The organism is Herminiimonas sp. GW821-FHT09C12, from assembly GCF_059416385.1.
The window spans coordinates 1,006,444-1,022,435 of the sequence record NZ_JBWKPC010000001.1 but is presented as its reverse complement, the minus strand read 5'-3'; the positions used below and the strand labels follow the sequence as shown (position 1 = coordinate 1,022,435).

Genomic DNA, 15,992 nt, shown 5'->3' with positions numbered 1-15,992 from the left:
TCGACTGCATGTACTTATCGCTGCCGGAAATAACAAAAGCCTGTATAAGCAGGCTTTTGTTTGAGCAAACTACGATTAGAACTTGTAGCGCAAACCGATGGAAAGCAGGTTCACTTTCAGGTCAATACCATCTTCCTTCGCCAATTTTCCGAAGTCTTCATACTCCGCTACCAGAGCAAGATTTTTTGTGAAGTTGTAAGCAGCGCCGATACCAATCAATGCGGTAGTGCGATTTTTGGAAGAGTTTTCGCTATCGCCTGTCGTATCTTCGTAATGTATTTTCGTACGATTGAACGACACACCCAGCTTTGCAAACAGAGAGAACTGCTCATTCAGCGGCAATGTACCGGTTGCGGCCAAATAGAATGAGCGTGGCTTGGAGCTGACAGTGCTGGTAACTGCACCATCGTTGGCGGAGATAGAAGCTTTACCAAAATCCACATAACCACCTTCAACGCCGAAGTTTTGATTCAGCGCATAACCGCCATACAGTTTGTAGCCGGTGGAATTGTCTTTCACCGAGCCTTCGGTAATGGAGACTTTTTGCTCAGCACGACCAACGTTAACACCGACATATGCACCTTCGGCATGTGCTGCCAATGGCGCGACTAAAACGGTTCCGAGAACTGCGAGCAATAACTGTTTTTTCATTTTCTGATCCCTATTATTCAAGATGAATTACCGTGGTAATTACTGAGCGCATCCTCTCGTTTTGACGAAGAGCGGACAATCCCTCAAATGGGTGATGTTGCGAAATGAAGACAACAGAAATTGGACTGTTAACGCGTTAAGTTCCTGTTAAAAATTTGATGACTTCACAGCGAATCAATTCAAACTTTCACCGGTAAGACGCATCAAGGCCTCACGATATTTTTCTGCCGTTTTTTCGATAACATCAGATGGCACCAACGGTGCCGGAGCTGTTTTGTCCCATGGCTGACCATCGATCCGTATAGTTTCCAGATAGTCGCGGATGAATTGCTTGTCGAAGGATGGTGGATTGCTGCCTACACAATACGTCTCTGCCAGCCAGAATCGCGACGAATCCGGTGTCAGCACTTCGTCCATCAGCGTTAATGTGCCATTCGCATCGAGGCCAAATTCAAACTTGGTGTCGGCAATCACAATGCCGCGTGCCAACGCATATTCTGCCGCCTCGCTGTACAAGCGAATACTGATGTCGCGCATCTGTGCTGCCAACTCCGGGCCTATGATTTTTTCAACTTCAGCGAAGCTGACGTTGACATCGTGCGTACCCATTTCAGATTTCGCAGCGGGCGTAAAAATTGGCTGTGGCAATTTCTCGGCATTGCGTAAACCCGGCGGCAAAGCGACGCCGCAAATTGCACCGTGTTCCTGATAATCACTCCAACCGCTGCCGGCCAGATAACCACGCACGACTGCTTCCACCAAAATCGGCTTGAGCCGTTTAACTACTGCACCGCGTCCTGCGACGTGTGCAACCTCGGCAGGATCAACGATTCGTTCGGCAGCGATACTGGTTTGATGATTCGGCACGATGTGCGCGAGTTTACGAAACCAGAAATCAGACATCTGATTCAACACCTTGCCCTTGTCCGGTATCGCCTCGCTCAACACCACATCAAATGCGGATAAACGATCGCTAGTCACGATCAGCAAATGCGCATCGCTCACCGCATAGTTGTCGCGCACCTTGCCGCGACCCAGCAAGAGCAATGATGGAATGAAAGATTGCAGGACGAGATCGGACATGGGACGGTTTTCTGATCAAAGATTAACGTGCGAATACTGCTTTTTGCTCACGCAAGGCTTCGATTTCGGTGTCGGAATAACCAATCTCGCGCAATACTTCAAACGTGTGCTCACCCAACATAGGCGCCGGTTGCAGAGATTCGCTGCGACCATTGGAAAAACGAATCGGCAAGCCTAGACCTTTGACGGTACCTGCTACCGGATGTTCAGTTTCAACGATCATGTCCCGCGCGATGGTTTGTTCATGCGCCAACGCTTCATCTATGCTCAGTACCGGACCAGCTGGCAAGCCAACTGCATCGAACTCCTTCATCCAATCGTCAGTACTGCGCGTTTTCAAACGTTCACTCAGCAACTCCACCAATACTTCGCGATTGGCCATGCGATCTGAATTAGTACGGAAGCGCGGATCGTTCGTCAATGACGGCATCTGCAAGACTTCCAGCAGACGTTCATAGTTGGCTTGATTGGCGGCACCGATGTTGATCCAGCCATCGCTGGATGGGAACACTTGATACGGTGCGCTGGTCGAGTTGGCTGAGCCCATCTTCGGCAGGATCGTGCCATCGGCAAAGTAGTTTGCTGTTGGCCAGTACATCTGGTGCAAGCCGGCTTCGAACAAGGACGTGTCAACGATCTGGCCTTCGCCGGTGCGCAACTTGTTAGCGTATGCGGCGGCAATGCCCAATGCAGCCAGAATGCCAGCATTGATATCAGCAATCGGTGAACCTGCTTTGATCGGCGGACGACCTTCTTCACCGGTCATGCTCATGATGCCGCTCATGCCTTGTGCGATCAGATCGAAACCGCCCTTGTCTGCGTATGGGCCAGTGCGACCAAAACCGGAGATTGAGCAATAGATCAAACCTGGATTGAGTTCCTTCAACACATCGTAACCAAGACCAAATTTTTCCATCGTCCCGGCACGGTAGTTTTCCGTAACGACATCGGCGTCGATCAACAGTTTGCGCAATACGTCGCGACCACCATCTGTTTTCAGATTCAAACCGATACCGCGCTTGTTGCGGTTGACGATCATGAAGGAAGCCGATTCGCCGCACGGCAAGATCGGTGCGAAGCGTCGCGAATCGTCACCATCCGGCGTCTTCTCAACCTTGATCACTTCCGCGCCCATATCGGCCAGCATCATGCCGCAAATCGGGCCCGACATAATGTGAGCCAATTCGATAACGCGCATTCCGCTTAGTGGTCCAGCCATGTTCATTTCCTTTTAACGTAAATCGTATGTATGCAACCCGTGAGCAGGTTGTGATGAAGAGTTGTGTATCGGATTAGGTACCGGTCCAGACCGGACGTTTCTTTTCCATGAAAGCATCGACACCGATTTTGAAATCGCGGCTGCCGTAACAGGCGCGTATCAAATCGTCGCCTTCCGGCAAACCTGCTTGCACGACGCGACGTATCGCTTCTTTCGAAACACGCATCGTGATCGGCGCATTGCTTGCCAGTTTTTTGCACAGCGCAGCAGCGGCAGCATCCAAACCTTCGGCTTCCACCATTTCGGTGACGTAACCAGCGGCCAGTAATTCTTCTGTGGTCAAGGCTTCGGCCAGCAGCAAGATACGTTTCGCACGTCCCACGCCGAAGGCAGCAATGACGCGCGCGATGTTTGCCATCGACAGGCAATTACCCAAAGTGCGCGCGATTGGAATACCGAAACGCGAAGCCGGCGTAGCAACACGGAAATCACACGCGGTTGCAATCGCCAAACCACCACCGATGGCCCAACCGTCAACAATCGCGACGGTAGGCATAGGCAGCGCTTCGATCTGACCGATGCGCTCATCGATGATGCGCTCATAGGCCATGCCGTCTTCACCAGAGCTGAAGCTGCGGAATTGTTCGATGTCGGTACCAGCGACAAACGCCTCACCACCAGCACCACGGAAAGTCGTGACGCGAATCGAAGCGTCATTGCCGATGCGTTCGCAGATCGCGCCCAGTTCGGTATACATCTCCCACGTCATCGCGTTGCGTGCTTGCGGCCGGTCGAACAGAATTGATGCGATGCCGTCCTGGATGGAAAGGTGAACTTGCCCTTCTGTTCTTTCTTGTAGTTCGCTCATAGCGCGTCTCCGACGTCATTAATGAATTCATAATGCATTTTTTCGAGCTGCATTTGGACCCGTTTCCAACTGGTACTGCTTTTGATTTACTGCGACTTGCTCACGCTCGGCAACTTCAAGCTCATTTTTTGGCTGGCCGTACTTCCTTCTGCAGACCAGCGCGTTCAACTGCCGCCTGCGCGATCTGCACTGTCGTGCCGGTGACATGGTCACGCAACAAACTGGCGAGGCGCGGGCCATCGCGTGCTTCCAGCGCAGCGATGATTTCTTCATGTTCGGCAACCGCGCTGCTCCAATGTTCCGGGCTCTTGCGCACAACAAAACGGAAGCAATGGATGCGCGTCAGTATCTGGTGATAAAACGCAGACAAAGTAGGATTGCCGGCGATATCGAAAATCGTGCGATGTATCTCGCGGTTATGCGACAGATAAGCGCCTTCGGCTCCGTTGCGATAATGCGCAATCATCTCGTCATGCAATTTGCGCACGCGAGCGATATCGCGGTTGGTCGCGCGCTGACAGGCAAACTCGCCAGCCACCGCTTCCAATGCCGCCATGATAGGAAACAACTCCTGGATCTCTTCTTCGCTGATGCGCGCCACAATCGCGCCGCGGTTCGGTAGCAATTGCAATACGCCTTCCGACGCCAGCACCTTCAATGCTTCGCGCATAGGTGTACGGGATACACCGAAGCGTTCGCATAACTGCTGTTCCGGCACCTTATCGCCCGCGCTCAATTCACCTTGCGTGATCAACTCGCGCAAATGCGAAATCAAGGTGTCGTGCAGACTGTTACGAACAATGTGTTCCGAAGTGGCCATCATTTCAATCCAGAGAGAAATAGAGCTTACATTGTGCCAACATTGTGCTCAGCAGAAAAGGAAGACCGTCATACATCATCCCTTTCCGCTCCTTTACTTGGTATCGGCTATCGCCGGTTTTGCAGGACCGTCTTTAGACATGCCGCGCACAAACCGAATCACAGTCGAAATTGCCGGTAACGCAATCAGGAAACAACCGATCAACATCATTGTCGTGACCAAACCGTTGGACCAGAAAATCTCGCCCGAACCACCGGAGGTCAGCATCGCTTGGCGGAACGCATCTTCCGCCTTGTCACCCAAGACCATCGCGAGGACAAATGGAGCCAATGGGTAATCCAGCTTCTTGAAGACATAGCCAACGACACCAAACATCAGCGCCATCCAGATATCGAATTCCTTGTTAGCAACCGTCAAGGCACCTGTCACGCACACCACGGCAATCACCGGGCCGATGATGGAAAACGGAATACGCAGCAAACGAGCAAACAAAGGTACCGTCGCCATCACCAGCACAACCGCGATCACATTACCCATATACATACTGGCAATCAGACCCCAGACAAAATCAGGACGTTCGGCAAACAACATCGGACCCGGCGACAAGCCCCAAATCATCAAGCCGCCCATCATCACCGCAGCAGTAGCTGAGCCTGGAATACCCAGCGCCAGCATAGGCAGCAATGCGCATGAACCGGCCGAATGATCCGCCGCTTCCGGCGAGATGATGCCTTCCGGCTCACCTTTGCCAAAATTCTTGCTGCGTTTGGAAAAGCGTCGCGCCAAACCGTAACTCATGAACGATGCGGCAGTCGGGCCACCCGGCGTGATGCCCATCCAGCAACCAACGATCGTGCTGCGAATCAAGGCCTTCCAGTAACGCGGTACTTCGCATACGGCCTGGAAGATTTCACGCACAGTCAGCTTGGCTTTTGCGCCCTGGAACTTGGCGCCCTCTTCTATCGTCAGGAACAACTCACCAATACCGAACAAACCGATCACCGCAATCAGGAAGCTGATGCCGCTAATCAAATGATCCGAACCAAAAGTCAGTCGCGCGCTGCCGGATACCGTATCCATACCAACGGTGGCAAACGCGAAGCCCAACATCATCGACACCAGTGTCTTGAATGCACTACCGCTAGACATGCCGACAAAACCAGCGAACGCCATGAAGTACACCGCGAAGTATTCCGCCGCACCGAACCGTAAAGCAAACTTCGCCATCCAGGTCGACAACACCGTGATCACCAACACACCAACCAGCGCGCCGAAACCAGCCGCCGAAAATGCCAGCGTCAAGGCACGCGCAGCCTCACCACGTTGCGCCATCGGATAACCATCGAAGGTCGTCGCGACCGAAGACGGCTCGCCCGGAATATTGAACAAGATGGAAGTCGTGGAACCGCCAAACAGCGCACCCCAATACATACTGGTCAGCAGAATGATCGCGCTCACCGGATCCATCGTAAAAGTCAGCGGCAACAGCAGCGACACACCATTCGGCGCACCGAGACCAGGCAACACACCGACGATCAAGCCCAGCATCACACCAACCACCATGATCATGACGTGATGCGTCGTCAGCGCAATGCTGAAACCATCCATCAACAAATTGAAATTATTCACGCTTGTTTCTCCGTTATCTCGTCATCAGGTCAATAGAACCCGAAGAACTCGAGAATCGGTCCTTTTGGCAGCGGTAACTGGAATGCGATTTCAAACGCAACCCAGAAGAAAATGGATACGCCCAATCCGAGCGCGATGGCGGATACGGGCCGCATATTGGCCTTCCACCACGTAATGCCGGCCAGGTATAAAGCTGTCGCGATATACATACCGAGCGTGACTGCCAGCAGCGCGAACACGAATACGCCCGCTGCAAATACCGACAAGTCCTTGAATTTTTGCTTGCTGATAAAGCCTTCGCCAACTTCAGGTTTGCGCGCACGGATGACCTGCACCAGCGTACCTATGCTGCCCAAGGCGATGAACACACCGAGATAAAACGGCACTACGCCGGCCATCGGACCAGACTTGCCCCAGGTAATACCGAACTCTATCGAGCTAAGCGACACAACGATGCCGACCAGCAGGGTAAAAACGGCAGTAGCGATTTCCATCGCAAAACGCGAAACCATCATTGAAATATCTCCGAAGGAGGCGGCGAATAAATCACTGCGGACAAAACAGTAAGCGCACAGTAGATTTATTCACGGCCTCAGAACTGCGTTGAACTTACTTCACTGCCCAGCCATTACGCTCGTAAATCTCGGTGTAATGCGCTTGATCGCGCTCGATGAATTTCGAGAATTCAGCACCTACCATCACGGTCGGAATTTGTGACGCGCGGTCGATATAGGCTTTCCACTCAGGCGTTTCCGTCACTTTTTTGAACAAATCGGCGTAGAAGGCCACGACATCTGCCGGCACATTCGCGCCTACCCAGATGGTGCGTGGTTGCTGAAAGGACTTGATAGCAAGACCGGATTCTTCGCAGGTCGGAATGCTGGCCCACGATGCGCCATCAGCGACTGGTGCTTTGCCCGGCAAGCGGATAGGGCTGAACACGCACAATGGCTTTTGCATGCCGCCGCGCCATTGCTCAACGCTTTCACTAGGATTATTCACGTTGGCATCGATGTGACCACCAGCCAATTGCACCGCTGCTTCGCTACCGCTTTTGTATGGGATGTAAGTCAGGGAAACGCCGCCAGCGCGCTGGATCAAGGAAACCAGAGTTTCATCGGCTTCTTTCGCTTTCGCGCCGCCTACTTTCAAATTGCCAGCCTTGGCTTTGGCGATGAAAGCTTTCGGATCGGTGATGCCGGAGCTTGGATTCACCCACAACAGGAATGGGTCATACAGCATCGAGATGACTGGTGTCAGGTCTTTCAGACCGTAGGACAACTTGGATGCGATAGGCAAGACATAAACGTCTTGCGTACCGAAGTACACCTTGTATGGATCTTTTGCATTGGTTTTGGCATAGATGAATGCCTCCGCACCGCTACCGCCGCCCTTGTTGGTGACGATGATCGGTTTGTCCATCAACTTGTTTTTGTTGATCGCCGATTGCACCACGCGAGCAAAGATATCTGTACCGCCGCCGGCACCAGCCGATGCGACAAATTCGACTGGACGATTCGGCTGCCATTCGGCTTGAGCTGTTGCAGTTACGAGTAAAGATGAAGCGACGGCGATGGCCGACAAAACGGACTTGCGCATGATGTCTCCTGCAGAGGATGGAATTTCTATTCAAAACCGATGGCACTTGAAATGCTCTGCTGCGGATAATAGAGCGAATAATTAAAAGAATCAAGAATTATGAATTCATTATTCATAATTCACAAATAAGCACTGTCCTGACATTTTCAGGAAATCACAAAATTCGTTAACTCTCGACAATTAATGCCATTTACCAATCTTTGTCTTATATAAGACAACAAATTAATATTTAGACTGAAGCTCAAGCATCACGTATTCCACTGCTTCAACCAGGCATTTCCACCATTTTTACTTGTCAGACAGGCGCTCTACTTGGCACATTTGCCGAGATTTTTGCCCCATGTTCCAGCCTGAAAAGAAAGCGGATATGCCTATCCAGAATGCACTCAGCATTGCGCCGGAAGGCTTGATTAGTGCAGGGAATAGATGGCCCGCGATACACATCGCGAACATAAGAAGTGATGCCGGGATGGAGAATGACTGCTTGAATGGCCGTTGATGAACTACGCTCGGCCCTGCTTATCCGCGGTGAGAATCAGGCATAGCGATGCGCTGCACAGCAACTAAGAATAATGCGCAGCCTGCGCCATGTATTCATGATGCTCAGTATTGATATGCGAAATGCGCCACTCGACCGGCTGATCGTCGTATGAATAAGCCACACGCCGCACTTCCAGCAAGGGCGCACCTACCGCTATGTGTAGCAAGTCCGCATAACGTGCATCGGCGCTAACCGCACGCAGGCGTTCTTCAATCCGAATAATGCTGATGCCGAAACGAACCTGATACAAGCTGTACAAAGTATTGGGGCGATTGCGCAGCAAGGCTTCCGTCAAGCCGACGAACAATAAATCCGGCACCGTAATGTCATCAACAATCACTGGCGCGCCCTGCAGACTCAAAACATTGGTGAATTCATATACTTTGCTGCCCAGCTGGCGCAGCTTTTGCGCTGCCAGCGCCCCTGCTTTCTTTTTCGCGAACGCGATCAGCTCCAATTGCGGGTAGGTCTTGGTGCCGTCATGGTTCACCACATTGAAGAAGCGAAACATTTGCTGTTCGCGGTTGTGCATGGAAACAAAAGTGCCGCGACCTTGATGCCGTATCAAAATGCTTTCAGCAACCAGCTCGTCGATTGCCTTGCGCAAAGTCCCGATCGACACGGAAAACAATTCACATAATTTTTTCTCGGCCGGAATCGCTTCGCCGGGCTTCCACTCGCCTCCTGCAAGCGCGCGCAGCACACGACGTTTGACCTCTTTATAGAGGGTGGTTCCTACGGTAGTGGAGTGATCGAATTCAAGCATGTTTGTCGATTGTGTCGATGTTGAGCGTGAGTAGATCTGCTGTGCGGCGCACAAAAAGGATACTTGTGTGGAATTGATAATAGCACCGGAAATAAGAAAGTGATACATGTCATATAGTTGACATTGATGATTATGCGGCCTACAGTCGTGTCCAACATGTAAACGTAGCTTGCTGGTCGTTGCCGGCGGCTGTTAGATCGACATCGGTGCCTGCAAACTAATGAGATGACATTTCAATTCGGCGTGGTTTTGTTGGGCGCGATGTTGGCGGCGATCGTGTCAGGTAGTAGCGGTTTTGCTTTTGCGCTGATTGCTTCTGCGGTCTGGATGCATGTGCTGGCACCAAGCGAAGTCGTCCCTTTGGTGGTCGCTTGTTCGCTGCTGGTTAATCTGGTGATGGCGTGGCAGCTGCGCCGCTCGATCAAGCTGGAACTGCTGTGGCCATTCCTGGCAGGCGCCATGGTTGGCGTACCGATAGGTGTGGCAGCACTGCATAGTCTGGATGCAAAAATGGTGCGGCAAGGTGTGGGCGTATTGCTGATTCTGTATAGCGCGTACATGTTCTTGCAGCCCAAGATGCCGGTGATACAACTGGCATCACTCACCGGCAAGATTGCCGATGGCGCAGTCGGCATGTTGGGTGGCTTCATGGGCGGTGCGACCAGCCTCAATGGCATATTCCCAACCTTATGGTGTGGTTTGCGCGGTTGGAGCAAGTCGGAGCAACGCGGTGTGTTCCAGCCTTATATCTTGATCGTGCATGCAACGACACTGATATGGATGGGAGGCGCTGGCGAACTCAATCGGCAAACCGGCATGAATATTTTGCTGTGTGTGCCGGCTTTGTTGATAGGTAGCTGGGTGGGACTGCGCTTGTTCCATCACGTCAGCGAAAAGGGATTCCGGAAATTGATGCTTGGCTTGTTCTTCCTGTCCGGTTTGGCTTTGGTAGTTTCTCGATGAAAGGTTGTTCAGTAGTTACGCGATAGTCCATTAAAAGAAAACTTAACGATTCAGTTTTTGTTTCAAATAAATCAAAAACGAGGAGATGTCATGAAATTTCGCACATTCAGTCTACGGGCGCTAATTGGTTCATGTTTTTTAATGGGGGCGATCGCTAACGTATCCGCCGAGGTCAACAAAATCGGGATCGCGCAGCAATATGGCATCAGCTACCTGCCGCTCATGATCATGGAAGAGAACAAGCTGCTGGAGAAAGAAGCAAAGGAGGCCGGCTTGGGCGACATCAAGGTGAACTGGGCCAAGTTCGCCGGTGGTAACGTCATGAATGATGCGCTGCTGTCAGGTGATCTGCAATTTGCTTCCGGTGGCTTGGGACCATTCATCACCTTGTGGGCCAAGACCAAGGACAACATCGGCGTCAAGGCCGTCGCCGCGATGAATTCGATGCCGCTCTACTTGAATACACGCAATCCAGACATCAAGACGCTGAAAGACTTTACCGATAAAGACAAGATTGCATTGCCGGCAGTAAAAGTATCGATCCAGGCCATCACATTGCAAATGGCTGCGGAGAAAGCATTCGGCCCCGGCCAGGAAAATCGTCTCGACAAATACACAGTGACGCAATCGCATCCTGACGGTATGGCAGCCATGTTGTCCGGCAGCAGCGAGATCAATAGCCACTTCACTTCGCCACCATTCCAATACATAGAACTGGACAAGCCCGGCATCCGCACCATCGTCAATTCATATGACGTCACCGGCGGGCCACATACATTTAACGTGGTGTGGGCCAGCAAAAAATTCGTCGATGCCAATCCAAAAACCTACGCTGCCTTCCTGAAAGCATTCGACTCATCGATAGCCATGATCAACAAGGATAGAAAAGCTGCCGCGGAATTTTATATCCGCGTGAGCAAATCCAAAGAGAGCGTGGAATCCATCGAGAAAATGCTCAACGATCCGAATATCGAGTTCACTACTACGCCGAAAAACACCATGAAATATGCCGAGTTCATGAACCGTATCGGCATGGTGAAGGTGAAACCGGCATCGTGGAAAGACATGTTCTTCCCGAATATGTACAACCTGCCTGGCAGCTGATCCACCACTCTATTCAAACGGAACTCAGATGACGACAAGTCTCAAGGTCAAGGTCTGGCGCGGCAAGCAGGATGGTGCTTTTGTCAGCTACGAAGTGCCACGGCGCGAGAGCCAGACCGTGCTGGATGTAGTGACCTATATCCAGCGCCATCTCGATAGCACATTGAGCTATCGCTTCTCCTGTCGGGTTGGCATGTGCGGTTCATGCGCGATGACCGTCAACGGCGTCGCGCGCTGGACCTGCCGTACACACGTATCGAAAGTAAGCAGCAATGGCGAGCTGGAAATCGCGCCCTTGTCCAACCTGCCGGTGGTAAAAGATCTGGCCACCGACATGAGCGAATTCTTCGATAAATGGGCGCGTGGCAAAGGCCAGTTCAAGGGCACACGCACGCGTCATGAAGAATTTGCCAGCGTTGATCCGGCATCCAAGGCACGTGTTGCAGCCAGCGCCGGGATCGAGTGCATAGGTTGCGGCGTCTGTTACGCCTCATGCGATGTGGTCACATGGCGTCCGGCTTTTCTCGGCCCGGCAGCACTGAACCGCGCCTGGACTTTGGTCAACGATGTACGCGATGCCAACCAGGAAGAACGACTGCGTGCAGTTTCAGGCGATGCCGGTTGCCACGCCTGTCATACGCAAGGTTCATGTACGCAACGTTGCCCGAAGCAGATTGCACCGACGGCTGGCATTGCAGGTCTTAAACTCCTCACCGCACGCGCGGCACTGCGAGGGAAGTTATGAGCAGCGTCGCAGCGCAACAAGCACGTGCATGGTACGTGCAACGCATCAGCGCGATGGTATTGGCACTCTGCGTGATCGTACATATCGGCATCATCATGTATGCCGTACGCGGCGGTTTGAGTGGTAGCGAAATTCTGGAGCGCACACGCGGCAGTCTGGCATTTGGCCTGTTCTACAGCGTCTTTGTATTGGCTTGCGCGGCGCACGTACCGGTCGGCTTGTCCAACATCGCACAGGAATGGCTGGGGTGGAATGCCGGTCAGGCGCGCGTACTATCGCTCTTGACCGGACTGCTTATTTTGCTGATGGGATGGTGTGCGGTCTATGGAGTAACACTGTCATGAAACGTACTAACGATTACCGCGCCAGATCGCATCCAGCTTATTGGGCTTTTCTCGTACATCGTTTGTCGGGGCTGATACTGGCCTTGTTTCTGCCACTGCACTTCCTGGCGCTCAGCCAGGCTATACGCGGCGAGGCTGAACTCAATGCATTCATACGTCTGGCCGATCAACCCTTGTTCAAGTTCGGCGAATGGGGTTTGGTCGTGCTGCTATCGCTGCACATGATGGGCGGCGTGCGCTTGCTGCTGATCGAATTTCGCGACTGGAGTGGGACCCGCAACAATTGGATAGCCGCTGCACTCGGCGTCGGCTTGGCAACCGGATTGGCATTTGCACTTGCCCTTATTAGTTAATACAGACAGGAACGGACACCGTGAAAATCGACCTGAAGATAGTTGAAGAGACGGCCAAGGAGTTGTATATCCGCGCCCTCAAAATTCTTCCACCCGACATCAAGAGTGGTTTATCTGAGCTGGTGAAACACGAGACGGCACCCAGCGCAAAAAATATACTGGCGACGATGGTGACCAATATCAACGTCGCTGAAGCACAAGACAATCTGCTGTGCCAGGATACTGGCGTACCGATTTACAAGATCACCATCGGCAGCGGCGTTGAAGTCGATGGCTACGCATTGAAGCAAGCGATACGCACTGGCTGCGAACGCGCCACACGCGAACATCCGCTGCGCTCCTCCGTCGTGCATCCGCTGACACGTAAAAACGAACACACATCGTGCGGCATAGAAATCCCTGCGATCAGCATCGATTTTTCTCCGACACCGAATGTAATGACAATACTGATGATTCCGAAAGGGAGCGGCTCCGAAAACAATTCCTTCCTGAAGATGGCGATCCCGGCAGAAGGCATAGACGCGATCAAGAAATTCACCGTTGATTGCGTACTCGCAGCCGGTGGCAAAACCTGCCCGCCAACCATCGTCGGCGTCGGTATCGGCGGCACTTCTGAGCTGTGTGTGGCACTGGCCAAGCGTGCATCCACGCGCGCGCTCGGCACGCACTGCGCCGATCCGGCAGGCGCGGAACTGGAGCAGCAATTGTCCGCAGCTATCAACGGCCTGGGCGTAGGCCCGCAAGGATTGGGCGGCGATTCCACTGCATTTGCGGTGCATATAGAGCTGGCGGCGACACACATCACGATGAACCCGGTCGCAGTAAATATGCAATGTCATTCCGCGCGACGGGCGACGGCAACCTTCACGCCAAACGGCGTGGCTTTCGGATTCTGATCATGGCCCATTACGAACTCAGCACGCCTGTAAGCGAAGCGCAGATTCGACAATTGCGCATCAACGATACGGTGACCTTGCAGCAAACGCTGTTTGGCATACGCGACGCCACCCAGATCCACATGTTCGATCGCAGCCGCACGACGCGCTTCGATCTGAACGGTCATGCGGTGATACATACCGCACCGAATGTGAAGAAGGTCGAACCTAGCGATGCATACCCCGCTGGCTACCAGCCGATCTGCATAGGCACCACCACCTCGGATCGTATGGAACGTTTCACTCGTCCCTTGATGACCAAGAATGGCGTACGCATCATCATCGGCAAAGGCGGCATGCGTGAAGACTCACTGGCAGCGTTCGGTGAACTGGGCGGTGTGTATCTGGCCATCGTCGGCGGAACGGCAGCATTGGAAACTACCTGGATTAAGCAAATTGAAGACGTCGATCTAGACGATCTGAATCCGGAATCATTATGGAAATTCCGTATCGCCAATTTCGGCCCCTTGCTGGTAGCGATGGATAGCCATGGCGGCAGCCTGTACAACGACATCAACAAGGGTATGCAAGCGCGTCGCGCAGAAGTACTGGCCAGCCTTGGAGTGAAAAGCACATGAGTACCAACACCAGCATCAAGCGCGTAGTGACGGACATACTGGTACTGGGCTCAGGCGGTGCCGGTCTGTTTGCCGCATTGCATGCGCATCAAGCCAATCCGGAGCTATCGATCACGGTGGCAGTAAAAGGCTTGCTCGGCAAGTCCGGCTGTACACGCATGGTGCAAGGCGGCTACAACGTCGCCTTGGCTGAAGGTGATTCGATAGAGCGGCATTTCATGGACACCATCGAAGGCGGCAAATGGTTGTCCGATCAGGATCTAGCGTGGACGCTGGTGACCAAGGCAATCGAACGTATCCATGAACTGGAAAACGAACTCGGCTGCTTCTTTGATCGCAATCCAGATGGCACCGTGCATCAAAAAGCCTTCGCTGGTCAGACTTTCGACCGCACTGTACACAAAGGCGACCTGACCGGAATTGAAATCATGAACCGGCTGGCCGAACAAATCTGGCATCGCGGCATCGCGCGACTGGAAGAACATCGCGCCGTGGAATTGATCAAGACCGCTGACGGCAAATCGTTAGCCGGCGTGTTGATGATAGACATGCGCTGCGGCGAATTTGTCTTCGTGCAAGCCAAAGCCGTGTTGTTGGCGACCGGCGGTGGCCCGACCATGTATAAATTTCACACACCGTCCGGTGAAAAAAGCTGCGACGGCCTGGCCATGGCTTTGCGTGCCGGCTTGCCGTTGCGCGATATGGAGATGGTGCAATTCCATCCGACCGGATTACTGGCCGGACCGGATACGCGTATGACAGGAACCGTGCTGGAAGAAGGTTTGCGCGGCGCCGGCGGCTATTTGCTCAATGGCTTGAAAGAGCGCTTCATGCAGAACTACGATCCGCGCAAGGAACGCGCCACGCGCGATATCGTATCGCGCTCGATTTATTCTGAAATGCGTGCCGGACGCACTACGCCGAATGGTGGCGTGTACATCCAGATGGCGCACTTGGGGCCAGAAAAAGTACGCGTGCAATTCAAGGGCATGGTCGAGCGTTGTGCCGATTGCGGATTTGATCTCGCCGCTGACTTGGTCGAAGTGGTGCCGACTGCACATTACATGATGGGTGGTGTGATCTTCCGTCCTGATTGCACGACGGCATTGCACGGCTTGTTTGCAGCTGGCGAAGATACAGGCGGCGTGCACGGTGCCAATCGCTTGGGCGGCAATGGTGTTGCCAACTCCACCGTGTTTGGCGGCATAGCCGGCGAATCGATGGCAGCATGGCTGCTCAACAACAATGAATTGCGCGAACCCGATATTACCGCCATCGACCTAAGCATCACGGCGCATCGCGCACCGTTCGGCAATCCGATCGGCAATCTGCAGGCTTTGCGTGAAGCGCTATACGAATGCATGTGGGAAGACGTCGGCATCTTGCGTACGGCAGAAGGTTTGCGCCGCGGGATAGCCAAGCTGGCGGAATTGGATCGCGAGTTATTGACTATCGGCGTGGCCGATGATGATCCTGCATTCAATATGACCTGGCACGACTGGATGAATCTGCGTAGCTTGCTGGCTGTCAGTCGCGTGATTGCGACGGCGGCGTTGGCGCGTGAAGATTCGCGTGGTGCGCACTTCCGCGAAGATGCACCGCAGACCAGTGCATTGGCAACCTCTGCTTATACGGTAGTGAAGCAAGATGGTGATGCGCTGACGGTAACGACGCAGGCCGTCAATTTTGTACGGGTCAAGCCGGGTGAGACTTTGATAGTCGAGACAGAAAACGCTTGATAGCTGATGCTGATCGCTTAGGCTTAAAATCTGAAAGCGATCAGCGATATGAAAA

The 15,992-nt window shown here is 53.0% G+C and carries 17 protein-coding genes; 8 read left to right on the top strand and 9 right to left on the bottom strand.

Annotation, left to right across the window (positions count from 1 at the left end; translation table 11 throughout):
• Window positions 1-75: 75 nt before the first annotated feature.
• The 9 genes from AC07N2_RS04850 to AC07N2_RS04810 form a co-directional block, all read right to left on the bottom strand.
• Window positions 76-651, bottom strand: coding sequence for an outer membrane beta-barrel protein (locus AC07N2_RS04850; protein ID WP_494777252.1), 576 nt, complete (start codon window positions 649-651; stop codon window positions 76-78).
• A 174-nt stretch (window positions 652-825) separates the two neighbouring features.
• Window positions 826-1,734 (bottom strand): phosphoribosylaminoimidazolesuccinocarboxamide synthase, encoded by a 909-nt coding sequence (locus tag AC07N2_RS04845; protein WP_494777251.1) that lies wholly within the window; start codon window positions 1,732-1,734, stop codon window positions 826-828.
• Between the two features lie 22 nt (window positions 1,735-1,756).
• A complete protein-coding gene (locus AC07N2_RS04840; RefSeq protein WP_494777250.1) occupies window positions 1,757-2,953 on the bottom strand; it encodes a CaiB/BaiF CoA transferase family protein in 1,197 nt (398 codons plus the stop codon).
• A 73-nt stretch (window positions 2,954-3,026) separates the two neighbouring features.
• A complete protein-coding gene (locus AC07N2_RS04835) occupies window positions 3,027-3,821 on the bottom strand; it encodes an enoyl-CoA hydratase/isomerase family protein (protein WP_494777248.1) in 795 nt (264 codons plus the stop codon).
• Window positions 3,822-3,942: 121 nt separating this feature from the next.
• The gene (locus AC07N2_RS04830) at window positions 3,943-4,644 is read right to left on the bottom strand and encodes a GntR family transcriptional regulator (RefSeq protein ID WP_494777247.1); all 702 of its coding nucleotides are present in this window, start codon (window positions 4,642-4,644) and stop codon (window positions 3,943-3,945) included.
• Between the two features lie 90 nt (window positions 4,645-4,734).
• Window positions 4,735-6,270, bottom strand: a complete 1,536-nt coding sequence (locus tag AC07N2_RS04825) for a tripartite tricarboxylate transporter permease (RefSeq protein ID WP_494777246.1) — start codon at window positions 6,268-6,270, stop codon at window positions 4,735-4,737.
• A gap of 29 nt (window positions 6,271-6,299) precedes the next feature.
• The gene (locus AC07N2_RS04820) at window positions 6,300-6,785 is read right to left on the bottom strand and encodes a tripartite tricarboxylate transporter TctB family protein (RefSeq protein ID WP_494777245.1); all 486 of its coding nucleotides are present in this window, start codon (window positions 6,783-6,785) and stop codon (window positions 6,300-6,302) included.
• A 94-nt stretch (window positions 6,786-6,879) separates the two neighbouring features.
• Window positions 6,880-7,869, bottom strand: a complete 990-nt coding sequence (locus AC07N2_RS04815; protein WP_494777244.1) for a Bug family tripartite tricarboxylate transporter substrate binding protein — start codon at window positions 7,867-7,869, stop codon at window positions 6,880-6,882.
• Between the two features lie 563 nt (window positions 7,870-8,432).
• On the bottom strand, window positions 8,433-9,176 hold the full coding sequence (locus AC07N2_RS04810; RefSeq protein WP_494777243.1) for a GntR family transcriptional regulator: 744 nt from the start codon (window positions 9,174-9,176) through the stop codon (window positions 8,433-8,435).
• A 225-nt stretch (window positions 9,177-9,401) separates the two neighbouring features.
• Between AC07N2_RS04810 and AC07N2_RS04805 the strand changes: the two genes are divergently transcribed.
• The 8 genes from AC07N2_RS04805 (at window position 9,402) to AC07N2_RS04770 (ending at window position 15,937) form a co-directional block, all read left to right on the top strand.
• Window positions 9,402-10,139, top strand: a complete 738-nt coding sequence (locus AC07N2_RS04805) for a sulfite exporter TauE/SafE family protein (RefSeq protein ID WP_494777242.1) — start codon at window positions 9,402-9,404, stop codon at window positions 10,137-10,139.
• Between the two features lie 90 nt (window positions 10,140-10,229).
• On the top strand, window positions 10,230-11,243 hold the full coding sequence (locus tag AC07N2_RS04800; protein WP_494777241.1) for an ABC transporter substrate-binding protein: 1,014 nt from the start codon (window positions 10,230-10,232) through the stop codon (window positions 11,241-11,243).
• A gap of 28 nt (window positions 11,244-11,271) precedes the next feature.
• Window positions 11,272-11,988, top strand: coding sequence for a succinate dehydrogenase/fumarate reductase iron-sulfur subunit (locus tag AC07N2_RS04795; RefSeq protein ID WP_494777240.1), 717 nt, complete (start codon window positions 11,272-11,274; stop codon window positions 11,986-11,988).
• Entirely contained in the window at window positions 11,985-12,332 is a 348-nt protein-coding gene (locus tag AC07N2_RS04790) for a succinate dehydrogenase (RefSeq protein ID WP_494777239.1), read from the top strand. Before AC07N2_RS04795 ends, AC07N2_RS04790 begins: the two co-directional genes overlap by 4 nt.
• Complete coding sequence (gene sdhC / locus AC07N2_RS04785) at window positions 12,329-12,685, top strand: succinate dehydrogenase, cytochrome b556 subunit (protein WP_494777238.1); 357 nt, start codon at window positions 12,329-12,331, stop codon at window positions 12,683-12,685. The genes AC07N2_RS04790 and sdhC overlap by 4 nt, the downstream gene beginning before the upstream one ends.
• A 20-nt stretch (window positions 12,686-12,705) precedes the next feature.
• Complete coding sequence (locus AC07N2_RS04780) at window positions 12,706-13,581, top strand: fumarate hydratase (protein WP_494777237.1); 876 nt, start codon at window positions 12,706-12,708, stop codon at window positions 13,579-13,581.
• A 2-nt stretch (window positions 13,582-13,583) separates the two neighbouring features.
• Window positions 13,584-14,198, top strand: a complete 615-nt coding sequence (locus tag AC07N2_RS04775; RefSeq protein ID WP_494777236.1) for a fumarate hydratase C-terminal domain-containing protein — start codon at window positions 13,584-13,586, stop codon at window positions 14,196-14,198.
• The gene (locus AC07N2_RS04770; RefSeq protein WP_494777235.1) at window positions 14,195-15,937 is read left to right on the top strand and encodes an L-aspartate oxidase; all 1,743 of its coding nucleotides are present in this window, start codon (window positions 14,195-14,197) and stop codon (window positions 15,935-15,937) included. Before AC07N2_RS04775 ends, AC07N2_RS04770 begins: the two co-directional genes overlap by 4 nt.
• The last annotated feature ends 55 nt before the right edge of the window (window positions 15,938-15,992 follow it).